Source organism: Paenibacillus sp. B-A-8, from assembly GCF_048572915.1.
In the GTDB taxonomy this organism is placed as follows: Bacteria; Bacillota; Bacilli; order Paenibacillales; family Paenibacillaceae; genus Paenibacillus_AQ.
Genome location: NZ_CP183882.1, coordinates 121,546 through 145,480 on the forward strand (window position 1 = coordinate 121,546; position 23,935 = coordinate 145,480).

17 protein-coding genes, 2 tRNA genes, 3 rRNA genes and 1 other RNA gene are annotated in these 23,935 nt (G+C 46.7%); 22 read left to right on the plus strand and 1 reads right to left on the minus strand.

The window, feature by feature from the left end; translation table 11 throughout:
* Positions 1-207: 207 nt before the first annotated feature.
* The 3 genes from ACN6MV_RS00575 to argS all read left to right on the plus strand — a co-directional run bounded on the left by ACN6MV_RS00575 (position 208) and on the right by argS (position 3,852).
* The gene (locus ACN6MV_RS00575; RefSeq protein WP_419885512.1) at positions 208-1,392 is read left to right on the plus strand and encodes a hypothetical protein; all 1,185 of its coding nucleotides are present in this window, start codon (positions 208-210) and stop codon (positions 1,390-1,392) included.
* A gap of 334 nt (positions 1,393-1,726) precedes the next feature.
* Complete coding sequence (locus ACN6MV_RS00580; RefSeq protein WP_076121341.1) at positions 1,727-2,170, plus strand: DUF1934 domain-containing protein; 444 nt, start codon at positions 1,727-1,729, stop codon at positions 2,168-2,170.
* Complete coding sequence (gene argS, locus ACN6MV_RS00585) at positions 2,167-3,852, plus strand: arginine--tRNA ligase (RefSeq protein ID WP_419885513.1); 1,686 nt, start codon at positions 2,167-2,169, stop codon at positions 3,850-3,852. Before ACN6MV_RS00580 ends, argS begins: the two co-directional genes overlap by 4 nt.
* A gap of 127 nt (positions 3,853-3,979) precedes the next feature.
* On the opposite strand, the gene ACN6MV_RS00590 is transcribed toward argS, so the two are convergent.
* Entirely contained in the window at positions 3,980-5,149 is a 1,170-nt protein-coding gene (locus ACN6MV_RS00590) for a S8 family peptidase (protein WP_076121337.1), read from the minus strand.
* A gap of 459 nt (positions 5,150-5,608) precedes the next feature.
* Here ACN6MV_RS00590 and rpoE point away from each other — a divergent pair, with 459 nt between their 5' ends.
* From rpoE to ACN6MV_RS00685, 19 genes are all read left to right on the plus strand, one after another.
* Positions 5,609-6,157, plus strand: coding sequence for a DNA-directed RNA polymerase subunit delta (rpoE, locus tag ACN6MV_RS00595; protein ID WP_042123225.1), 549 nt, complete (start codon positions 5,609-5,611; stop codon positions 6,155-6,157).
* Positions 6,158-6,483: 326 nt separating this feature from the next.
* Positions 6,484-8,091: a CTP synthase gene (locus tag ACN6MV_RS00600; protein WP_042123227.1), complete on the plus strand. Its 1,608-nt coding sequence runs from the start codon at positions 6,484-6,486 to the stop codon at positions 8,089-8,091.
* A 372-nt stretch (positions 8,092-8,463) separates the two neighbouring features.
* The gene (locus ACN6MV_RS00605; RefSeq protein ID WP_042123230.1) at positions 8,464-8,850 is read left to right on the plus strand and encodes a response regulator; all 387 of its coding nucleotides are present in this window, start codon (positions 8,464-8,466) and stop codon (positions 8,848-8,850) included.
* A gap of 208 nt (positions 8,851-9,058) precedes the next feature.
* Positions 9,059-9,913, plus strand: coding sequence for a class II fructose-1,6-bisphosphate aldolase (gene fba / locus ACN6MV_RS00610; protein ID WP_036679934.1), 855 nt, complete (start codon positions 9,059-9,061; stop codon positions 9,911-9,913).
* Positions 9,914-10,100: 187 nt separating this feature from the next.
* The gene (locus ACN6MV_RS00615; protein WP_042123233.1) at positions 10,101-11,354 is read left to right on the plus strand and encodes a UDP-N-acetylglucosamine 1-carboxyvinyltransferase; all 1,254 of its coding nucleotides are present in this window, start codon (positions 10,101-10,103) and stop codon (positions 11,352-11,354) included.
* Positions 11,355-11,517: 163 nt separating this feature from the next.
* Entirely contained in the window at positions 11,518-12,870 is a 1,353-nt protein-coding gene (gene rho / locus ACN6MV_RS00620) for a transcription termination factor Rho (RefSeq protein WP_042123234.1), read from the plus strand.
* A 25-nt stretch (positions 12,871-12,895) separates the two neighbouring features.
* On the plus strand, positions 12,896-14,173 hold the full coding sequence (locus ACN6MV_RS00625; RefSeq protein ID WP_419885514.1) for a radical SAM protein: 1,278 nt from the start codon (positions 12,896-12,898) through the stop codon (positions 14,171-14,173).
* A 131-nt stretch (positions 14,174-14,304) separates the two neighbouring features.
* Positions 14,305-14,502 (plus strand): 50S ribosomal protein L31, encoded by a 198-nt coding sequence (rpmE, locus tag ACN6MV_RS00630; protein ID WP_042123239.1) that lies wholly within the window; start codon positions 14,305-14,307, stop codon positions 14,500-14,502.
* Between the two features lie 117 nt (positions 14,503-14,619).
* An RNA gene (ffs, locus tag ACN6MV_RS00635) (signal recognition particle sRNA large type) lies at positions 14,620-14,888 on the plus strand.
* A 137-nt stretch (positions 14,889-15,025) separates the two neighbouring features.
* Positions 15,026-16,801 carry a DNA polymerase III subunit gamma/tau gene (gene dnaX / locus ACN6MV_RS00640; RefSeq protein ID WP_419885515.1) on the plus strand — a complete coding sequence of 592 codons (1,776 nt, stop codon included), beginning with the start codon at positions 15,026-15,028 and terminating at the stop codon, positions 16,799-16,801.
* Positions 16,802-16,848: 47 nt separating this feature from the next.
* Positions 16,849-17,160 carry a YbaB/EbfC family nucleoid-associated protein gene (locus ACN6MV_RS00645; protein ID WP_036679924.1) on the plus strand — a complete coding sequence of 104 codons (312 nt, stop codon included), beginning with the start codon at positions 16,849-16,851 and terminating at the stop codon, positions 17,158-17,160.
* Positions 17,161-17,198: 38 nt separating this feature from the next.
* The gene (gene recR, locus ACN6MV_RS00650; RefSeq protein WP_042123249.1) at positions 17,199-17,798 is read left to right on the plus strand and encodes a recombination mediator RecR; all 600 of its coding nucleotides are present in this window, start codon (positions 17,199-17,201) and stop codon (positions 17,796-17,798) included.
* 137 nt (positions 17,799-17,935) lie between these two features.
* Positions 17,936-18,187 carry a DUF2508 family protein gene (locus ACN6MV_RS00655; protein WP_042123251.1) on the plus strand — a complete coding sequence of 84 codons (252 nt, stop codon included), beginning with the start codon at positions 17,936-17,938 and terminating at the stop codon, positions 18,185-18,187.
* A 41-nt stretch (positions 18,188-18,228) separates the two neighbouring features.
* Entirely contained in the window at positions 18,229-18,486 is a 258-nt protein-coding gene (locus tag ACN6MV_RS00660) for a pro-sigmaK processing inhibitor BofA family protein (RefSeq protein WP_375105323.1), read from the plus strand.
* Positions 18,487-18,788: 302 nt separating this feature from the next.
* A 16S ribosomal RNA gene (locus ACN6MV_RS00665) occupies positions 18,789-20,346 on the plus strand.
* A 124-nt stretch (positions 20,347-20,470) separates the two neighbouring features.
* Positions 20,471-20,587: ribosomal RNA gene (rrf, locus tag ACN6MV_RS00670) — 5S ribosomal RNA — on the plus strand.
* A 43-nt stretch (positions 20,588-20,630) separates the two neighbouring features.
* Positions 20,631-20,707: transfer RNA gene (locus tag ACN6MV_RS00675), tRNA-Ile, on the plus strand.
* 20 nt (positions 20,708-20,727) lie between these two features.
* Positions 20,728-20,803: transfer RNA gene (locus ACN6MV_RS00680), tRNA-Ala, on the plus strand.
* A 140-nt stretch (positions 20,804-20,943) separates the two neighbouring features.
* Positions 20,944-23,872, plus strand: a 23S ribosomal RNA gene (locus tag ACN6MV_RS00685).
* Together the 16S, 23S and 5S rRNA genes with 2 tRNA genes alongside form the textbook arrangement of a ribosomal RNA operon.
* Positions 23,873-23,935 lie beyond the last annotated feature (63 nt).

Genomic DNA, 23,935 nt, shown 5'->3' on the forward strand with positions numbered 1-23,935 from the left:
TCCTTGTATTATGGGATAGGAACTGGAAGGATATTCATTGTATAACTAGGCGATCTGTTAAAGGGACTATTACCAGAGGCGATTTAAATAGGAGATGACAAACTGTTTCCATTTTGTGACTATTCAATGGTGGATCATGCGTGCTTCAGGAGGTATAAAAGAGTAGAGATTGAAAGCGAGGGTATATATACAATAGGAGGTGTCACTATGAACTGGACGAAAAAGATTCACAGAACGACAATAACCGCCCTTTCGGCGACGTTAATAATGGTTTCAGGCTGGGGTGCATCAGCTTCTTCTGTACATGCTGCGGCATCAGCCGCGCCTGCGGCTTGCGGCACTGGAGACCATGGGCTACTACAGTCTCTGCAAAATAAGCATTCAGGAGACGTATCCACACCGCTTACCTTTTCTGATGTTCAGTTTTTGAATGGAGATATCGGACGGGCAGCAGGTAATGGATTTATGATTGGCACTTCTGATGGAGGCTGCAATTTTCAAGCGATTTATGAAGGCCAATGGAGCTTTAAACAGATTGATTTTCCCGATAACGTGCATGGTTTTGCCCTTGCTTCTGTAGAAGATGGTCAAGCTCGATATTTAATCAGTACCTCTAATGGCGGCTCAGAATGGAAAAGACTTTCGAATAAAGCGGTTAGCTTTGAAAGAATCGATTTTATCGACAGTAAGATTGGTTTCGGGTATAACAGGGCATCAACGTATTACACCAAGGACGGGGGACTTAGCTGGAGTAAGATTTCAACCCCATCCAATACACGCGGTGCTTATTTCAGTGATCGTAATACCGGCTGGGCCGTTGTAACTGTGCCTGGAACCGGCTACCGGGTAATGAAGACTACAGATGGTGGCAAAACTTGGAGTTTATCGTTAAAGGTAGCCTTTACCGATCCAGAGTATGGGCAAATCACTTCAAAGGGAGATCAAGTTGATGTGGTTCTCTTTGGCGGCTCAGGGATGAGTCAAACCTCATACTCCCTATATACAAGTACGAGTAAGGGAAAAAGCTGGAATAGAGTGATCGCTCAGGAAACTGCTGGGGGTGGGCCTGCTCCGGGTAGTGGAGAAGCTGTAGTAAATAAAGGGCCTGCGTCTGGCAGACCGGGAAATTTGGAGCTGATAGGGAACAGTACGACCTTCTTGGTGGGTTATTCCGACGCAGCAGAAAAAGTAGCGGTAGGACGCACGTATAACGGTGGTAAGCAGTGGACCAAACTTCCGGCGATTGCTGGGTATGATGGGGTAATCTCTTTCACTAGTAATAAAGAAGGCTGGCTGGCCGTTCGCGAGCGCGATTATGCATCGTTATATGTAACGAAAGATGGTGGCGCTTCTTGGCAGCTTAGGTTTTCGTTAAAAATTCTGTCCTTGTAATCGGTGATTTGTAAAGGTAGTAAGCGAGTTAACAGAGCGTTATAGTTAACTAGACGGTTCCTGAGGGGACCGTTTTTTTGTGATTATGAAGCCGGGTGCACTCATGTGCAGTTTTACTACATGTTCCAAGTGTGCTTTTATCCATCAATATGGTAAAATTTTATGAGCTAAGCTAGATCTATTGGATTCAAAGATTGAAATGCTTCTTTGAACTGGATATAGTGTACAATGGGAAAGCGAATAGGCCTTTGATAAAATATAAAAATGTTTAAGTTTCACGATAGACGTTTTTCTTATGCAGAATGCAGAGGCTTGCAGAATGGAGGAACGTGTGATGCCCGAATTACAGTCTGACAAATATGACGTCTCTATTACGCTCGTAAGCCTTCAAGAGGGTCAACGGAATGTTATGAAAGCGAATGGAGAGGTAGTATCCAAAGGACCGCATCTATATATTCAATATGAAGAGTTAGAGCAGGGCCCTCGAGGAGAAGAAGTTTCTGTTCGTACAACAATAAAGATTGCAGGCAATCAGCTAAAGCTAATCCGCCACGGTGGGATACAGTCGGAACAGAGCTTTCAATCTGGACGGCGTCTACCGGGATTTTATCGTTCGCCATATACACAGTTTAATCTTTCTACAGAAACGAACAAGCTGGACGTGGTTCGCGAAGGGCGTTCCTTAACGGTCGAATGGGACTATGATTTGTACGTTTACGATGAATTGTCAGGAAAGTTTGCTATTAGTTTGCATATACAGGAGGAACCGAAATTATGACACAGAGAAAGAATCCGTTGGAGCTTGTAAATGAACGGGTAAAAGAAGCCATTGCCGATGCAATTGTGAATGCAGGAATTGTTGCACCGGAAGAGGTTCCGGATATCGTACTGGAAGTACCAAGAGATAAGGCACATGGTGATTTGGCTACGAACGCTGCTATGCAGTTGACCAAAATCGCAAAACGTAATCCGCGCCAGATTGCTGAGGCAATTATAGAACATTTGGATACAAGCAGCGCTTCTATTGAAAAAGCTGAGATTGCCGGACCAGGCTTTATTAACTTTACGTTGTCCAAGAATTATTTGTACCCAATTATCAGCCTTGTTGCTGAGCAGGGTGATGATTATGGCCGTATTAACATCGGTCAAGGTCAGAAGGTTGAAATGGAATTCGTCAGTGCCAATCCAACGGGTAGCCTTCATTTAGGACATGCTCGTGGTGCTGCTGTCGGCGATGCGCTTTGCAACGTACTCGATTATGCAGGCTATCAGGTGACACGGGAATATTATATTAATGATGCCGGTAACCAAGTAGTCAACCTGTGCAAATCCATTGAAACTCGTTACCTGCAGGAGCTGGGCCAAGAAGCAGAAATGCCTGAAGACGGTTACCATGGCGAGGACATTAAGGGATTTGCTAAAGAGCTTGTGGCTGAAAAGGGTGATACACTGCTCGAAATGAGCCCAAGTGACCGCGCAGCCTTTTTCCGGACCTATGGACTTAATAAAGAGCTCGATAAAATCAAACGCGATCTGGGACTATTCCGTGTAAACTTCGATATCTGGTTCAGTGAGACTTCACTGTACGAGAACGGAGAAGTGTTACGCTCGCTAGACGAGCTTCGTGATCGTGGAGAAGTTTATGAGCAGGACGGGGCAACCTGGCTGCAAACGACTAAGTATGGCGATGATAAAGACCGCGTTCTGATTAAGAACGATGGCACATATACCTACCTTACACCGGACATTGCTTATCACAGCGATAAGTATGGCCGTGGTTACGATAAAATGATTAACATTTGGGGTGCGGATCATCATGGCTATATTCCGCGGATGAAAGCGGCGATGTCAGCACTTGGCAATGATCCTGAGAAGCTAGTGGTTCTGATTGCTCAGATGGTCAGTCTGTTCCAGAATGGTGAAAAGGTTAAAATGTCGAAGCGTACCGGCAAAGCGGTTACGATGGAAGATTTGATGGAGGAAGTAGGAATCGACGCGATTCGATATTTCTTCACCATGCGAAGCATGGATTCCCATCTCGATTTCGATATGGATTTGGCGATCTCTACTTCTAATGAGAACCCTGTATTCTACGTTCAATATGCGCATGCGCGTATCTGCAGTATCTTCCGTCAGGCAAAGGAGCAAGGGATCTCCATTCCTGATTACGCTGAGATTGACTTCTCCAAGCTGACAGCAGTGCATGAATATGACTTGCTGCGCAAAATTGGTGAGCTCCCAGCAGAAATTGCTGTTGCGGCTGAAGGTTATGCTCCACATCGCCTCATCCGTTATGTATATGAGCTGGCTGCGATGTTCCACAGTTATTATAAAGCTGAACGTGTAATTACAGAGGATGCCGCTCAAACAGTAGCGCGTCTTGCCCTGCTTGGTGCTGCGCGCACTACCATTGCTAATGTCCTGCGTCTTGTCGGTGTTTCTGCACCGGATCGCATGTAATTCAACATCAAACGACAAAAAATCCGCCTTCCGGTTCCCCCGGAGGCGGATTTTATTTTGTGCCGTTCTTCGCATCGGCACAAGCTGCGCTCACGTCAGAGTGACCCACCCGGTGCCCGGGCAGGGTCTATACGTTCGCGGAGACCGCCCGCTTGGCCCTAACTCCTGCTTTCAGCAGGCGTAGGGCATCGGCAGCGCCGCCGCCAAGGGATGCGCGTCGCTGCCCCTTGCGCAGCCGCACCGGGGATGCGGTGCGCCGCAAGAGCAGCTTCAGCTCCCTTGGCGAGAGCCCCGGTCGCACCGCGAGCAGCAGTGCAGCGGCTCCCGTAACATGCGAGGTCGCCATGGAGGTGCCGCTCATCTCTTTGTAGCCCTCCTTCAGCCAACAGGAGGGCACGCCTTCGCCGGGGCCGTATACATCGATGTAAGAACCGCGGTTGCTGAAGCCGGCAACACGATGTCTTTTATCGATGGCACCCACGGCAATCGTCTCAGGATAACGTGCGGGGTAGTCTCCGCCACGCTTGCCATCATTCCCGGAGGAGGCAATGATAGCGATTCCGGCTCGGTACGCTTTTATAACCACATTATGAAGTGCTTTGCTTCTAGTTTTCATTCCGAAGCTCATATTGATGATATCGATTCTGTTCTGCACACACCAATCAATGCCCAGTACTATGTCCGACACATAGGCGGAGCCGCTATGATCAAAGGCCTTGACTGGATATAGCAACGCTCGTGGAGCTACGCCCATCATCCCGCGTGTTCCTCCTGCCGCAGCAAGCGTGCCGGCGATGTGAGTCCCGTGTCCATTATCATCTAGCGGCAACATCCCGCGGTGTAGTAAGTTGACTCCAGAGGCTAATGAATGCTTCAGATCGGGATGGCGGTAATCAGCACCTGTGTCGATTACGCCGATTTTAACGTGAACTCCAGTTGATTTAGACCATGCCTGAGGGGCATGAATGGCTTTCACTCCCCATGGGAGTGTGGCGGTTCCGCTCTTTTCGTTAGCTATAGAATGGATTTGTATTTGTAGATCCTCTTCAACATTTAGAAGGTCTGCAAATCGGCTCATTAGTTTTCCAGCTCCGGCAGCAGGCACAAAGAAGGCCCGAATCAGCGGAGATACCTGCACTTGCCGCAGCTCAGGCTGCTTCGCTTTCAGAGCCTTCCATTGTGTAAATGCTCCGGCATACTGGCGGGGATCATTGAAGGTAAGAATACGCCGCTCACCATTGTTGGGGGCAACCGATATTTCTTCAAGAAGCATGTGCCAAAATTTGTGATAGTCCATAGGATTTGCTGTCCCCTCCTCGGTGCCCTGCTGCCATATTGTATGAGTGGAAGAGGGGGTCCGAATGGGAACTTGCCCTTTTTTAACGAAATGGGCTGCCCATCGTGTCAAAAGACGGCGCTTTACATAAAATAGACAGAAGAGATTAACACTCTCTTTGTAACATCACGTAAGGAGCCGATCCTTGGCGTGGATACAGTCATGCGCGGAGGGTTTCCTCCGCCTTTTTTAATAATAAAAGGGAGTAAAAGTCTCACCCGGGTACATATGTTTTAAATTTATTCTTCTTCAAGATAGAGACAGGTTTCTGCTACGGATAAGTGCTGGAGGACTCTTTCTGTTAGCTGATACCGCTTTTGACTTGCAATTTGTTGTCAAATAGGTTTTACTTAGTTTTGTTAATGGATATTATTGAAATAAACCGTAATGTGAACAATGCGTGAGAGGAAGTGTCCTTTAGTGAGTACGCCACTCAATTTAAAGCTAGACCCTGAGAAAGTTAAAGAAATGCCGATGGTGGATTTGGCTTTTCTAGTCCTTAAGGCCGCCAATACACCCTATTATTACCGTGATCTGATGGTCGAGGTAGCCAAGCTGCGCGGCATGACCGATCAACAAAGCCAAGATACTATTGCCCAGTTATATACCGAGATTAACATTGATGGGCGTTTTGCCTGTGTGGGAACTAACCTTTGGGGATTGAAACGCTGGTATCCTCTAGAGCGTTCTGATGATCCGGTTGGTAACACCAAACGCGTACGTATCATCAACGATGAAGACGACGATTTGGAAGACGACGACTTTGCTGAAGAAGAAGAAAACTACGCTGCAGAAGAAGAGGATTTTGACGCTATCGACGAAGATCGCGACGACCTCTATTCCGACGACGACAGCGAAGAAGAAGTCGACGAAGATGTCGTGATCGATGAAGATGACATAGACGAAGATGACACAGATGAAGACGATGCAGAAGATGACTCAGATGAGGATGCCGAAGCTGACGAGTAAGATAAATAATTTCAAAGAGTCTCGCTGATGGTATAATTCCTCCCTTGACAGTGGGGGATCGTCAGAGTAAACTATTGCATGGGCTTATCATGTAAGTTAATAAACGCGTTTTTTAAAATAAAAAGTGCCCCGGTTCTACGGGTGTCACTTTTTTGTTTTTTTAGATGCAAAGTAGCTGTAGTTTTATGTAATTCGCGGGACGACGCCTTATGTTTTCCCCGGTGTATTAAACTTTTGATTTCCCCTGTTTTGATGATAGTAAAACGGGTTACGATAAACACCATGCGCCGCTTTTATGTCTGGACTTTATTTAGGAGGGTTTTACAGTGACAAAGTATATTTTTGTAACGGGTGGCGTTGTGTCTTCCCTGGGCAAGGGCATTACAGCCGCTTCGCTGGGCAGGCTGCTCAAAAACAGAGGTCTAAAGGTAACGATTCAGAAATTTGATCCGTATCTTAACGTAGATCCTGGAACAATGAGTCCTTATCAGCACGGTGAAGTATTCGTAACAGATGACGGTGCGGAGACTGACCTTGACCTTGGACACTATGAACGGTTTATTGATATTAATCTGTCAAAGAACAGCAATGTAACGACAGGCAAGATCTATTCATCCGTAATCAGCAAGGAACGTCGTGGAGAGTATTTGGGCGGAACTGTACAAGTTATCCCACACATTACGAATGAGATCAAAGAACGCGTGTTCCGCGCAGGCCGCGAGACCAACTCTGATGTTGTAATCACAGAGATTGGTGGAACCGTAGGTGATATTGAAAGTCTTCCGTTCCTAGAAGCCATTCGTCAAATCAAGAGTGATATCGGACGGGAAAATGTGATGTATATCCACGTAACCTTGATCCCTTATATCAAGGCTGCTGGAGAAGTGAAGACAAAACCGACACAACACAGTGTAAAAGAGCTGCGCAGTATCGGTATTCAACCGAATGTCATCGTGTGCCGTACGGAATATGAACTTTCCGCAGATATGAAAGCAAAGATCGCACTCTTTTGCGATATTGATGCTAATGCTGTCGTGGAATGCCGCGATGCTTCAACATTGTATGAAGTTCCATTGAATCTTCGTGATGAAGGATTGGACGAGATTGTTGTTAACCATCTGAAGCTTACAACACCTGCGCCAGATATGCGTGAATGGGAAAGTATGCTTGAGCGGATTCAGAAGCTAGAGAAAACAGTGGAAATTGCGATTGTTGGTAAGTATGTAGCTTTGCATGACGCTTATTTGAGTGTTGTTGAGTCACTTTCACACGCAGGTTTTGCTTCCAATGCAGAAGTTAAACTTCGCTGGGTCAATGCAGAAGAAATCACAGATGAGAACGTGGACGAAATGCTGCGCGGTGTTGGCGGTATTCTAGTTCCTGGTGGTTTCGGTGATCGGGGAATTGAAGGCAAAATCTCCGCGATTCGTTATGCCCGTGAGAAATTGATACCTTTCTTCGGAATTTGCCTAGGTATGCAAGTTTCCGTAATCGAATATGGCCGTTCTGTTCTAGGTCTAAAAGGTGCGAATAGCTCCGAAATCGATCCGAACACACCGTATCCACTGATCGATTTGCTTCCTGAGCAAAAGGATATTGAAGATATGGGCGGTACTATGCGTCTTGGTTTGTATCCTTGTAAGATTGCTGAGGGTTCCCTGGCAATGTCTTGCTACGATGATGAACTGGTATACGAGCGTCACCGTCACCGGTATGAGTTCAATAACACGTACCGTGATGAGATTGAAAAAGCAGGTCTGGTTATTTCCGGAACCTCACCAGATGGTCGTTTGGTCGAAATTGTAGAACTTCCTGGACATCCATGGTTCTTGTCGGTTCAATTCCATCCGGAATTCACTTCACGTCCGAACCGTCCACAACCATTGTTCCGTGAATTTGTCAAAGCTTCTTTAACTCATTCCGAACAGCAATAGGTTGTAAACATAATCGTAACTTACGTGCGAGTTTTTAATTAAATCTGAAGAGCCTCCTATTGGAGGCTCTTTTTTTAATTATTAGAATGTATAAGTTGTTCACCGATCTTTTATGTCCAATATTTCTCGCTTAAACGCTTACTATCCTTATAAGGACGCCGAAGGCATTTATGCTTGTTTACCCATTTTGGAGAGTTCCGAAAATAACATCACTGCAATTCAGGCTCTTTATTTACCCATTTTATCCAATTAGAAGGATTTGGGCATTGAAGCACGAATAATAGGTTTCGTATGGAGTTAATTTCTGAAGGGGCCGTTAGCTGTGGAGAGCGCGGTATAGTCAATCTGGCTTAATCTCTGGGAGGGTGTTATATGGAAAAAAAGAAAGTGTTAATTGTCGATGATCAGAATGGGATTCGGATTCTTCTTATGGAAGTATTTAATAGCGAAGGATATACGACATTTCAAGCAGCTAACGGAAAACTGGCCTTAGACATTGTTCGCAGCGAGTCTCCTGACTTGGTTCTGCTCGATATGAAAATACCGGGAATGGATGGACTCGAGATTTTGAAGCATCTGAAAGAGCTGAATCCGTCCATTAAGGTCATTATGATGACGGCTTACGGAGAACTGGACATGATTAAGGAGGCTACCAAGCTAGGCGCATTGATGCATTTTACAAAGCCATTTGACATAGACGAAATGCGGGTAGCGGTCAATATGCATCTTCATAATAAGTCAGTAGATCAATGCAGTTAAAGTGACATTTCCTGTATTGATCCTATTTGGTTATGGTGATTATAACCAGGTTGAGTCTAATTGCTATACGGGCTGGATAAAAATCGTCCCACCGGGACATTTTTTTGTTTATCCTATTTAGTATTTGACTCAGGATGTGTTATAATAAGCCTGTATGTGATGTCGGTTTAAAAACATAGCCAACCAACATTCTTAGGAGGATGAAACCATGCCATTAGTATCTATGACAGACATGTTGAACAAAGCACTTGAAGGAAAATACGCAGTAGGTCAGTACAACATTAACAACTTGGAGTGGACTCAAGCTATTCTTGGTGCCGCTGAACAAGAAAAATCACCAGTAATCCTTGGTGTATCCGAAGGCGCAGCACGTCACATGGGCGGCTTCACTACTGTTGTTAAGATGGTAGAAGGTCTAATTATCGATATGAATATCACAGTTCCTGTAGCTATCCATCTTGACCATGGATCAAGCTTTGATAAATGTAAGGCAGCAATTGATGCTGGATTTACATCCGTAATGATCGACGGTTCCCACCACCCAATCGATGAGAACATTGATATGACTAAAAAAGTCGTTGAATATGCTCATGCTAAAGGTGTTTCCGTAGAAGCAGAAGTAGGTACTGTTGGTGGACAAGAAGACGACGTTATCGGCGGCATCATGTATGCTAAGCTGGATGAGTGCGTTCGTATTGTTAAAGAAACAGGTATCGACACTTTGGCTCCTGCTCTAGGTTCTGTTCATGGTCCTTACCATGGTGAGCCTAACCTCGGATTCAAAGAAATGGAAGAAATCCGTGACGCTACTAACATCCCAATGGTTCTTCATGGTGGTACAGGTATTCCTGAACATGACATCAAGAAAGCTATCTCCCTGGGTACTTCCAAAATTAACGTAAACACTGAGAACCAAATCGTGTTTGCAAAAGTTGTTCGCGAAGTTCTAGCTGCTAAACCGGATGCTTATGATCCACGTACATTCATCGCACCAGGTCGCGACGCAATCAAAGAAACCGTTATCGGTAAAATCCGCGAATTTGGATCCAACAACAAAGCCTAATCATTGTTAGCTTCCGCCATAGGTGGACAAGCAATTTGTAAAGGGCAGGGTGTAGCTCTGCCCAGTTGAATAGTTTGATGAGGAAAGCACACCGCTTAGCCGGTGTCTTTCCATTTTCATCACTAAAAGTCCACAGCACGTATTGCCCGCACAGCTGCAATACACGTAGGGGGAAATTGATAAATCTATGGAAAAATTAATGATTGGCGGTGGACGTCCGCTAGAGGGCGTTGTAACCATCAGTGGAGCAAAGAATAGTGCTATTGCACTCATTCCTGCGGCGATTTTGGCCGAATCTGAAGTTGTTCTTGATAATTTACCGTCCCTTAGTGATGTAGCCGTTTACTCTGAAATCTTGCAAGAGCTTGGCGCAAGTGTATCTTGGTCAGGCAACCAGATGAAAATTGATCCTTCGCGTATTGTATCTATACCTATGCCTAATGGTCCGGTTAAGAAACTTCGAGCCTCATATTATATGATGGGAGCTCTGCTTGGAAGATTCAAAGAAGCGACAATAGGTCTTCCTGGTGGTTGTAATTTCGAACCTCGTCCAATCGATCAGCATATCAAGGGATTCGAGGCACTGGGAGCAACAGTTACAAACGAACATGGTTCTATCCACTTATATGCTAAAGAGCTACGCGGCGCGAAGATTTATTTAGACGTATCAAGCGTAGGTGCCACTATTAACATCATGCTGGCGGCTTCACGTGCCAAAGGCTCCACAATTATTGAAAATGCGGCTAAAGAGCCTGAGATTATAGATGTAGCAACCCTATTGAACTCTATGGGCGCTGTTATTAAAGGCGCTGGTACAGAAACCATCCGAATCGAAGGGGTCTCGGAAATGCACGGCTGCCGTCATTCCATTATTCCCGATCGGATTCAAGCAGGAACTTATATGATTGCCGCTGCGGCTACGCGTGGTAATGTGTTGATAGATAACGTTATTCCTAAGCACTTGGAAGCATTAACGGCCAAGCTTTTAGAGATGGGCGTTGATATTGAAGAGCTTGATGAAAGTATTCGTGTTATAGGTAGAGCTAAATATGAACATGCAGATGTCAAAGCGCTGACCTATCCTGGCTTTCCTACAGATTTACAATCTCCTATGACAAGTATGTTGACGCAGGCAGAAGGCGTTAGTGTTCTTAGTGATTTCGTCTACAGCAACCGTTTTAAGCATGTACCAGAATTGGTACGAATGGGCGCAAAGATTCGCGTTGAAGGCCGTTCTGCTATTATTGAGGGTGGTAAGCTTAATGCTGCAAAAGTGAAAGCGACCGATCTACGGGCAGGTGCTGCTCTTGTTATTGCTGGGTTGACGGTAGAGGATGGAATCACCGAGGTGACCGGCGTAGAATATATTGACCGTGGTTATGATAATTTAGTGAGTAACCTTCGACAACTAGGTGCTCATGTTTGGCGTGAGAACGAATAAAATTAGGATATCCCGTTTGGAGGGAGGTTTATTTGCTGATTTACCGCATATATCCTTCCAAATTGGGTATTAATATCCTAACGGGCATTTTAATAGACTCATCATTTTGCCTAGTAGATAGACTAGGGCGAACTCATTTAAAAATTGAATAGGTGGTTATTACATGGATCTTCAAATTTCCGATTTGGAAGAAATGAAGCTGACCGAGTTGTATAAGCTGGCCAAGAAATACCAGATTCCTTATTACGGACAGCTGAAGAAACGGGAACTGATCTTTGCGATCCTTCGGGCACAGGCAGAGCAAAGCGGTCTTATGTTTATGGAAGGCGTACTGGAAATTCTACCCGAGGGCTATGGATTTCTAAGGCCGATTAACTATTTGCCCAGCGCTGAAGATATTTATATCTCAGCCTCACAAATTCGGAAGTTTGATCTCAGAAGCGGAGATCTTGTATCTGGGAAATGCCGGACGCCGAAAGAAAATGAACGATATTTTGGCCTGCTTCAAGTCAATGCCGTTAATGGTGAGAACCCTGCTAGCGCAGCGGAGCGACTTCATTTTCCAGCATTAACACCACTTTATCCGCAAGACAAGCTACCGCTTGAAACATCCCCTACTCATTTGTCTACCCGAATAATGGATTTGCTCGCTCCTGTAGGTTTGGGGCAGCGGGGTTTGATTGTAGCACCTCCTAAAGCAGGAAAAACGCTCCTCTTGAAAGAAATTGCCAATAGTATTTCCACTAATAATCCTGAGATTGAGCTCTTTGTATTGCTAATAGATGAACGTCCTGAAGAAGTAACCGATATGCAACGTTCTGTAAAAGGCGAAGTGGTTGCATCGACGTTTGATGAGCTTCCAGAGAATCATATTAAAGTGGCCGAACTTGTGTTGCAAAGGGCTCTTCGTTTAGTTGAGCACAAGAAGGACGTAGTTATTCTTTTAGATAGCATTACCCGTCTGGCGCGTGCGTATAATCTTGTGGTTCCGCCATCTGGACGCACACTTAGCGGAGGGATTGACCCAGCGGCGTTTCATCGACCGAAGCGGTTTTTTGGCTCTGCACGGAATGTGGAAGAGGGCGGTTCACTGACTATTTTAGCAACAGCTTTAATTGATACCGGGTCACGTATGGATGACATTATTTATGAAGAGTTTAAGGGTACCGGTAACATGGAGCTTCATTTGGACCGCAAATTGGCAGAACGCCGTATTTTCCCTGCTATTGATATTCGCCGTTCAGGTACACGCCGGGAAGAAGTACTCTTGAGCAAAGAAGAGCTTGATACGATCTGGGCGATTCGCAAAAACATGAATGAATCCTACGATTTTGTGGAGGGATTCATCAAAAAGCTGCGTGATACAAAGACTAATGCTGAATTCTTAGCCTCCTTTGACGTTGCGGGAGCTAAACAATCACCAAATGGAACTGCAAGCAGCGGAGGAACTTCCAACAGTGGTACAGCTGCTCGTCGCACAACACGGGCGAAGACTTCTTCAGTACCTACAACTTGAGAATTGATAATAAGAGGAGACTAACATGTATTTGGTATATGCCGACGGGCAAGGAAACGTATATGATCATCCTGAACTGTACGGGCTAGCCCGTAGTGGGGATATGATCGTTGAAATACTGGAGGAAGAGTTGATTCCGCTGCCTGAAGGCGCTACTCTTGTGGGCTTGCCTAGTACACGGGCGGTGGGTATGGATCCTGAAACCGGTGAAATGATGTCGTTGCCAGAAGGTTCGCAGGCTGTAGGGGCTTTGTTGCCTCAAGGCTATACTCGCTTGTGTCTTCCTGGCTATGTGAAGACAGACAAGTCTTACAAGCTTCCTCTGTTTGGGTATTCGGCTGTAGTGTGGAAGGATGGCGGGTTCTATGTTGCGGCGGACCCAACTGATAATCCGGAAAAGTGGAATCCACTGAACTGTGATAAACAGGACCTTGAGGTAAGTGTTGGTGAATTAACTGCCAAATATCCTGATAACCGTCTTTATGAGCATCTTTCTAACTGTGCGCTTGGTTATGAATGCCTTACTTCCTCCAATACCTTTTTAGGGCGTTGGGAGGGCGGCGTGCCTGTCTCTTATTCATGTAATGCTGGATGTTTTGGCTGTATTTCTGAGCAACCTGATGATAGTGGTTTTGTATCTCCGCAGACTCGGATGAATTTCCGACCAACCGTCAATGAAATTTCACAAGTTATGCTGGAGCATTTGACGACGCCTGAATCGATAATCAGTTTTGGACAAGGCTGTGAAGGGGAACCTTCTACGCAGGCAAAACTTATTATAGAAGCAATTCGTGAAGTACGCTCAATTACTGACATGGGCTACATCAATATCAATACCAATGCTGGCTTAAGCGATCATATTCGTGGAATCGTCGATGCTGGGCTGGATTTGATGCGTGTCAGCACGATTAGTGCCCTAGATGATCATTACAATGCTTATTACAAACCGCGTGGCTACACATTGGCTAATGTAGAGAAGTCTTTAAAATATGCTGCCTCGCAAGGTGTATACACATCGATCAACTATCTGATATTCCCTGGAGTGACTGATCGCGAGGAAGAGATTGAAGCAATGGTAGAGTTTGTAAGACGAACGGATCTGAAGCTTATTCAAATGCGTAATCTGAATATTGATCCTGAGAGTTATTTGGAGTTAATCCCCCCTGCTAAGGGTGAAATTCTTGGCATGAAGACGATGCTGGAAATTTTCCGGGATGAATTGCCGGATGTTGTTATTGGTTCCTACACGCATGTACCACCGGCAAATATGGCTCGAGTAAAGCAACGGCAACTCAACATCTAATAGAGTGAATGTACCAATGAATTACCAATGAAACATATTGATCAATTGAATTTTTCGTGCTAAAATACCACAGTGTAATCATATAACTCTGGGTCCGCATGAGGCTTAGGGCATGAGAGGTGAAATTCAAAATGCAAGCAGCAATTCAACCAAAGTATAACTTAACTAAGGTAACCTGCGCGTGTGGCAACTCTTTCGAAGCTGGCTCTGTTAAACAAGAGCTTCGTGTTGAAATTTGCTCCAGCTGCCATCCTTTCTTCACTGGCAAGCAGAAGTTCCTGGATGCCGGCGGTCGCGTTGATAAATTCAAGAAGAAATACGGTATCTAATTGGAATAGCCGCTTAGCGGCTTAATGGTTAGATCGAGCCCCCAGCTTTCTCGCTGAGGGGCTCATTTTATGTCTTGGAGTTGATTTTTGTCTGATCGTGAGCTATACTTATCTTCGCCGTGCTAGACGGGGAGGTAGCGGTGCCCTGTAACTCGTAATCCGCTGTAGCGAGGTTGAATTCCTGTTAGAGGTGCTATCGATGTGAGGCCTTGGTTCCTACGGGCTGTGTTGACGGTTGGGTCCTCCGCAATGAGTGCTTATGAACCTGGTCAGGTCCGGAAGGAAGCAGCCATAAGTAAGTTTACTCTTGTGCCGGAGGGTGGCCTAGCCCGAGCAGTCATGTAGGGTTGCCGCTTGGATCGTAGTCATCAATAACAGGTGCACGGTTTATATTTCTGTTTATAACAGCATCTTTGCCACAAGCAAAGATGCTTTTTGTTTTTGGTCAATAGCCGATGAATATAGTATAATAAATTTGCGACAAATGCCGGGAAAGAGGCAGCCTAAGAGAGGGTAATGTATAGTGGAACATATCGCGCTGTACCGTGCTTGGCGGCCGCAGTCGTTTCAAGACATGGTTGGACAACAGCACATTATCCAAACGCTGCAGAACGCAATTCGTGAACAGCGGGTTTCGCATGCCTATCTGTTCAGTGGTCCGCGCGGAACGGGTAAGACAAGTGCTGCTAAAGTCTTAGCGAAAGCGGTCAATTGTGAACGAGGGCCAGGTCCGGAGCCTTGCAACGAGTGTCCTTCCTGCTTGCGAATCACTGCGGGCAATGTGATGGATGTGCAGGAAATAGATGCGGCATCGAACCGGGGTGTAGAAGAAATTCGTGATCTCCGGGATAAGGTGAAATATGCACCTACCGAGGTGCGCCGTAAAGTGTATATTATTGATGAAGTGCATATGCTGACAACAGAAGCATTTAATGCGCTATTAAAGACATTGGAGGAACCGCCGTCACATGCAATGTTTATCCTTGCGACTACGGAACCTCATAAATTACCAGCGACGATCATCTCTCGCTGTCAGCGCTTTGATTTCCGTAGAGTAGCTTTGGAAGAACAGACAGCTCATCTAAGCGCTATCTGTGAGAAGGAAGGGATTACAGCCGATGTTAACGCATTGCAGTATATTGCCCGTCTTTCTGATGGAGGTATGCGTGATGCAGTGAGTTTGCTGGATCAGATTTCATCTTTTACAGATGGCAAAGTTACGTACGAACAAGTGCTTGGGATGACCGGAGGGATACCCTCTGAGCAATTTGCACGTCTTGCAACTGCTATCCTGGAAGGTGATATGGGTCTTCTTCTGGAGCTTGTTGAACAGCTTATGCATGAAGGTAAGAGTGCTGATAAATGTCTAGAGAATCTTATGTATTATTTCCGTGATTTATTGATGATTAAGATGGTACCCGGGGCCGACCAACTGACTGAGCGAGTGCTTAATCCCGCCGAGTTTAAAGATATGGCCACCGCATTTTCTCGGGATCGTCTGTTTCAGATCGTTGATACACTTAATAAGTACCTAGGTGAAATGAAGTATGCTACACATCCGCAGACGTTGTTTGAAGTTGCGTTGATGAAGCTTTGTAGCTTGCAGCAAGATGAAGGTGAGACAGTAACAGCTGCTCCGTTAGGTGCATTGCAGCCTGGATCAGGGGCAAATGCACCTGTGGTTCACTCTGGCGAATTGGATCTGCTCAAGAAACAGATTGCTGCGCTGGAGAAAAAGCTGGAACAGGCGTTGCAGTCCGGCGGCGTTTCTGGAGGTGGGCGAGATGGTGCCTCTTCTGCGAAATCGCATCCGGCTCCAAGTTCTGCGCCGAGAATATCTGCAAGCTCCAAAATGCCTCCAAATGTAGATAAGTTCATTGCTGGTAAAGATAGTCCTGATTTTGCAGCTATCTACAAACAGTGGAGTCTTGTTTTGCAAGGGGTAAAAGAGGAGAAAGTAACGGTTCATGCGTGGTTTGTAGACGGTGAGCCTGTATCAGTAATGGACGATGCAGTGCTTGTTGCATTCAAGAACACGATTCATCGCGATACAACGGAGAAGCCGGCCAACAGACAGGTCATTGAGAATGTGTTTGCAGCACGTCTTGGTAAACCTTATAAACTGGTAACTATTATGCAACGCGACTGGAACGAAGCTGCTCAGAAGTCAGTGGGACAGCCTAGCAAAGAAGAGTTACGGCTAGAACATGAACATGACACTGCAGAAGCGAAATCTGAACCTTGGATTGATGAGGCTATCCAGCTTTTTGGAGAAGACCTTGTTGTCATAAAAGAGTAATGTAAGCATACTAGCGCAGATAGCGCATCCCAAAGGAGAGATGATGTATGAATAATATGAACCAAATGATGAAGCAAGTTAAGAAAATGCAGGAGCAAATGCTTAAAGCTCAAGAAGAGCTAGGTGGCAAAGTAATTGAGGGCTCATCTGGTGGCGGTGTAGTTACAGTTCAAGTGAATGGTCACAAAAAATTGCTTTCTATTCAAATTAAGCCGGAAGCTGTTGATCCGGAAGATGTTGAAATGCTGCAAGATTTAGTAATTACTGCGGTTAATGATGCTTTGACTCAAGCTGAAGAGCTTGCAAACAATGATATGGGTAAATTTACTGGTGGAATGAAGATCCCAGGTTTGTTCTAATCACCCACTCCACTTTCGTTTAAAGGAGAATAATAAATTTGTATTATCCCGAACCGCTAGCCAAGCTGATCGATGCTTTTACGCGCTTGCCCGGGATTGGGCCTAAGACAGCCGCCCGGTTAGCCTTTCATGTGCTTAACATGAAAGAGGATGACGTCATTGATTTTGCTAAAGCGCTAGTAAGCGTCAAACGTAATCTTCATTATTGCTCTGTCTGCTGTAATATTACGGATACTGACCCGTGTAAGATATGTCAGGACAAAACTAGAGATCCTTCAGTAATCTGTGTGATCCAAGACTCCAAGGATTTGGTGGCAATAGAACGAACCAAAGAGTTTAATGGGTATTATCACGTTCTTCAGGGTGCGATTTCACCTATGGAAGGTATAGGTCCTGATGATATTCGCTTGAAGGAATTATTGACTCGTTTGAGTGATGAAAGAGTAAGTGAGCTTATCATGGCGACCAACCCCAACATTGAGGGTGAGGCAACGGCGATGTATATTTCTCGTCTAGTTCGGCCGTTTGAGATTAAAATCACCAGAATAGCCCATGGCTTGCCTGTTGGTGGCGATCTTGAATACGCCGACGAGGTTACCTTGTCCAAGGCGTTAGAAGGCCGTCGTGAGCTATTCTAGTAGCTCTAAAGTTGTGTTTTTCAAAAGGAGGCCCCTTGGGCTTCCTTTTTTTTGTTCTAAGTTTGTCCCTATCCCGATATGAATGAGAATAACGAGATGTAATTTTGCATCGAAATTATTCTGAGGAGGAATTGGTAATGGGATGGTGGAGCGTGTTGTGGCGGGGCGTAGATAAAGAACAGGGAAGAAGAGAGTCTGAGGGTTGGGAAACGTTATTGGAGGTTCGCAAGGCGCATTCAGAGTGGGAGAGAGCGTACCTAATGTTTGATGAAGCGTTGGGTCAAGATCAAATTGATTACGCTATTTATATTCTGGAGGCGGCAGAGCGTAAATATCAGATACATCTCAAGCATGCAAAAAGCATGGGATTAAATAGCAGTCAGATGTAGGCACTAGTCAAAAAAATATAAGGAGGATTATTATGCTAAGAATGTTAGCTATAGGAGTACTGGTCTTATCGGTTGTGTTGTTGAGTGTAATTGTGTTCCGAAAAAAACTTGGATTTGGATGGCTTAGTTTATTCGGCGCTCATTTGGTGCTAGCTGCGCTAGCGATATATGTAGTGAATTTCTCGGGGTTGATCACACAGGTTCATATTCCATTAAACCCCGCAACCATAGGCGCAGTAACGATTCTTGGCCTTCCAGGAGTAGTAATGTTAATGGGATTAAGAATAATTTTGTTTTAAAGCTTGACGTGGGTTTGAAAAATATGATACATTAAGTCTCGCCCCTTTGGACAAGATGTTGATTAACAACTTGCCGAAACGGTAAGCGAAAAAAAGAAATTAAAAAAACGCTTGACGAAAACAAAGGTGCTGTGATATATTATAAAGGTCGCTGCTGACAAGCAACGACAACGAAAGATGAGACATTGATCTTTGAAAACTGAACAACGAGTGAGTGGGAAATCACGAAAGTGAAATCCAAAATTAGAGAATTAATTTTCTCGTCAGATGTTTCAAAATGAGCATATCGCTCTTTTCAATACTAATTGGAGAGTTTGATCCTGGCTCAGGACGAACGCTGGCGGCGTGCCTAATACATGCAAGTCGAGCGGAGTTATTTTGAAAGCTTGCTTTCAAAATAACTTAGCGGCGGACGGGTGAGTAACACGTAGGCAACCTGCCCCTTAGGCTGGGATAACTACCGGAAACGGTAGCTAATACCGGATAATTTCTTTTTTCTCCTGAAGAAAGAATGAAAGACGGAGCAATCTGTCACTGAGGGATGGGCCTGCGGCGCATTAGCTAGTTGGTGGGGTAACGGCCCACCAAGGCGACGATGCGTAGCCGACCTGAGAGGGTGAACGGCCACACTGGGACTGAGACACGGCCCAGACTCCTACGGGAGGCAGCAGTAGGGAATCTTCCGCAATGGACGAAAGTCTGACGGAGCAACGCCGCGTGAGTGATGAAGGTTTTCGGATCGTAAAGCTCTGTTGCCAGGGAAGAACGTCCGGTAGAGTAACTGCTACCGGAGTGACGGTACCTGAGAAGAAAGCCCCGGCTAACTACGTGCCAGCAGCCGCGGTAATACGTAGGGGGCAAGCGTTGTCCGGAATTATTGGGCGTAAAGCGCGCGCAGGCGGTCATTTAAGTCTGGTGTTTAAACCTTGGGCTCAACCTAAGGTCGCACTGGAAACTGGGTGACTTGAGTACAGAAGAGGAAAGTGGAATTCCACGTGTAGCGGTGAAATGCGTAGATATGTGGAGGAACACCAGTGGCGAAGGCGACTTTCTGGGCTGTAACTGACGCTGAGGCGCGAAAGCGTGGGGAGCAAACAGGATTAGATACCCTGGTAGTCCACGCCGTAAACGATGAGTGCTAGGTGTTAGGGGTTTCGATACCCTTGGTGCCGAAGTTAACACAGTAAGCACTCCGCCTGGGGAGTACGGTCGCAAGACTGAAACTCAAAGGAATTGACGGGGACCCGCACAAGCAGTGGAGTATGTGGTTTAATTCGAAGCAACGCGAAGAACCTTACCAGGTCTTGACATCCCTCTGAATCTGCTAGAGATAGCAGCGGCCTTCGGGACAGAGGAGACAGGTGGTGCATGGTTGTCGTCAGCTCGTGTCGTGAGATGTTGGGTTAAGTCCCGCAACGAGCGCAACCCTTAACTTTAGTTGCCAGCAAGTAATGTTGGGCACTCTAGAGTGACTGCCGGTGACAAACCGGAGGAAGGTGGGGATGACGTCAAATCATCATGCCCCTTATGACCTGGGCTACACACGTACTACAATGGCCGGTACAACGGGAAGCGAAGCCGCGAGGTGGAGCCAATCCCATCAAAGCCGGTCTCAGTTCGGATTGCAGGCTGCAACTCGCCTGCATGAAGTCGGAATTGCTAGTAATCGCGGATCAGCATGCCGCGGTGAATACGTTCCCGGGTCTTGTACACACCGCCCGTCACACCACGAGAGTTTACAACACCCGAAGTCGGTGGGGTAACCCGCAAGGGAGCCAGCCGCCGAAGGTGGGGTAGATGATTGGGGTGAAGTCGTAACAAGGTAGCCGTATCGGAAGGTGCGGCTGGATCACCTCCTTTCTATGGAGAATCGTCTTCTGCAATGAAGACATTCAAATCGGAAGTTAAACTTCCACAATAGAACCTTCGGGTTCAAACACTCACTCGTGTTCAGTTTTGAAAGAGCAAGTCTCTTTCGTATGCGTTTGGTGGCGATAGCGGAGGGGTTCCACACGTACCCATCCCGAACACGACCGTTAAGCCCTCCAGCGCCGATGGTACTTGGACCGAAGGGTCCTGGGAGAGTAGGACGCCGCCAAGCGAACAACCACTTTGGTTGATTCACAATATTATATATGTTATATGGGCTTTTAGCTCAGTTGGTTAGAGCGCACCTCTGATAAGGGTGAGGTCGGTGGTTCGAGTCCACCAAGGCCCACCATATAACTTATATCCCTTTATGGGGCCATAGCTCAGCTGGGAGAGCGCCTGCCTTGCAAGCAGGAGGTCAGCGGTTCGATCCCGCTTGGCTCCACCATAATTTTTAAATTCAATACTTTCTTTAACTTTGATCCTTGAAAACTGGATACCGAAACGAATTTGCGTTTTAGAACATCTTTTAGCAACTTGTGCAAACAAGTAAATGTTATTAGTGAGATTTTTCTTAGGAAAAATCAAGGTTAAGCTAATAAGAGCACACGGAGGATGCCTAGGCGCCAGGAGCCGACGAAGGACGTGGCGAACAACGAAACTGCCTCGGGGAGCTGTAAGCAAGCTTTGATCCGGGGGTGTCCGAATGGGGAAACCCAGCTGTGGTAATTCGCAGTTACTCACATCTGAATACATAGGGTGTGTAGAGGCAGACCAGGGGAACTGAAACATCTAAGTACCCTGAGGAAGAGAAAACAATAGTGATTCCGTCAGTAGCGGCGAGCGAACGCGGAACAGCCTAAACCTAAGAGCTTGCTCTTAGGGGTTGTGGGACGTCTCACATGGAGTTACAAAGGAATATGGTAGGCGAAGAGGTCTGGAAAGGCCCGCGATAGAGGTAAAAGCCCTGTAGCCTAAACTGTGTTCTCTCCGAGACGGATCCCGAGTAGTGCGGGGCACGTGAAACCCCGTATGAATCCAGCAGGACCATCTGCTAAGGCTAAATACTACCTGGCGACCGATAGTGAAACAGTACCGTGAGGGAAAGGTGAAAAGCACCCCGGAAGGGGAGTGAAATAGAACCTGAAACCGTGTGCTTACAAAAAGTCAGAGCCCTATTTATGGGTGATGGCGTGCCTTTTGTAGAATGAACCGGCGAGTTACGTTTAACATGCAAGGTTAAGTCGAGAAGACGGAGCCGCAGCGAAAGCGAGTCTGAATAGGGCGACTCAGTATGTGGACGTAGACCCGAAACCGTGTGATCTACCCCTGTCCAGGGTGAAGGTGCGGTAACACGCACTGGAGGCCCGAACCCACGCACGTTGAAAAGTGCGGGGATGAGGTGGGGGTAGCGGAGAAATTCCAATCGAACTCGGAGATAGCTGGTTCTCCCCGAAATAGCTTTAGGGCTAGCCTCGGTATAAGAGTAGTGGAGGTAGAGCACTGATTGGGTGCGGGGTCCGCAAGGATTACCAAGCTCAGTCAAACTCCGAATGCCATATACTTATTGCCGGGAGTCAGACAGTGAGTGCTAAGATCCATTGTCAAAAGGGAAACAGCCCAGACCATCAGCTAAGGTCCCCAAGTGTGTGTTAAGTGGGAAAGGATGTGGAGTTGCACAGACAACCAGGATGTTGGCTTAGAAGCAGCCACCATTGAAAGAGTGCGTAATAGCTCACTGGTCGAGTGACTCTGCGCCGAAAATGTAACGGGGCTAAACACACCACCGAAGCTATGGCTAGATACGTATGTATCTGGGGTAGGGGAGCGTTGTATGTGGGTTGAAGGTGTACCGTAAGGAGCGCTGGACAGCATACAAGTGAGAATGCCGGTATGAGTAACGAAAAGATCAGTGAGAATCTGATCCGCCGAAAGCCCAAGGTTTCCTGAGGAAGGCTCGTCCGCTCAGGGTAAGTCGGGACCTAAGGCGAGGCCGAAAGGCGTAGTCGAAGGACAACAGTTTGAAATTACTGTACCACCGTAATCCGCTATGAGCGATGGGGTGACGCAGGAGGGTAGTGACGCGGACTGATGGATATGTCCGTCTAAGCAGTGAGGCTGATGTGTAGGCAAATCCGCACATCGTTAAGGCTGGGCTGTGATGGGGAGCGAAAATTGTAGTAGCGAAGGTCATGATCTCACACTGCCAAGAAAAGCCTCTAGCCAGGAGAAGGTGCCCGTACCGCAAACCGACACAGGTAGGCGAGAAGAGAATTCTAAGGCGCGCGGAAGAACTCTCGTTAAGGAACTCGGCAAAATGACCCCGTAACTTCGGGAGAAGGGGTGCCCCGGTAGTGTGAATAGCACGAGGGGGCCGCAGTGAAAAGGCCCAAGCGACTGTTTAGCAAAAACACAGGTCTGTGCGAAGCCGCAAGGCGAAGTATACGGGCTGACGCCTGCCCGGTGCTGGAAGGTTAAGGGGAGTGGTTAGGGGTAACCCGAAGCTATGAACCGAAGCCCCAGTAAACGGCGGCCGTAACTATAACGGTCCTAAGGTAGCGAAATTCCTTGTCAGGTAAATTCTGACCCGCACGAATGGCGTAACGACTTGGGCGCTGTCTCAACGAGAGATCCGGTGAAATTTTAATACCTGTGAAGATGCAGGTTACCCGCGACAAGACGGAAAGACCCCATGGAGCTTTACTGCAGCTTGATATTGAATTTGGGTACGATCTGTACAGGATAGGTGGGAGCCGTAGAAATCGGAGCGCAAGCTTCGGTGGAGGCGCCGTTGGGATACCACCCTGATCGTATCTAGGTTCTAACCTAGTGCCCTAATCGGGTACGGGGACCGTGTCAGGCGGGCAGTTTGACTGGGGCGGTCGCCTCCTAAAGAGTAACGGAGGCGTTCCAAGGTTCCCTCAGAATGGTTGGAAATCATTCGAAGAGTGCAAAGGCATAAGGGAGCTTGACTGCGAGACCTACAAGTCGAGCAGGGACGAAAGTCGGACTTAGTGATCCGGTGGTACCGCATGGAAGGGCCATCGCTCAACGGATAAAAGCTACCCTGGGGATAACAGGCTTATCTCCCCCAAGAGTCCACATCGACGGGGAGGTTTGGCACCTCGATGTCGGCTCATCGCATCCTGGGGCTGAAGTAGGTCCCAAGGGTTGGGCTGTTCGCCCATTAAAGCGGTACGCGAGCTGGGTTCAGAACGTCGTGAGACAGTTCGGTCCCTATCTGTCGTGGGCGCAGGAAATTTGAGAGGAGCTGTCCTTAGTACGAGAGGACCGGGATGGACGTACCGCTGGTGCACCAGTTGTTTCGCCAGGAGCATGGCTGGGTAGCTACGTACGGACGGGATAAGCGCTGAAAGCATCTAAGCGTGAAGCCCCCCTCAAGATGAGATTTCCCAATTAGTAAGACCCCTTGAAGACGACGAGGTAGATAGGTTGGAGGTGGAAGTGCAGTAATGCATGGAGCTGACCAATACTAATCGGTCGAGGGCTTATCCTATACTTAAAATGCAAATTCAATTCGGATTCAGTTTTCAGGGAGTCAAATTCCTGTTTGGATTGC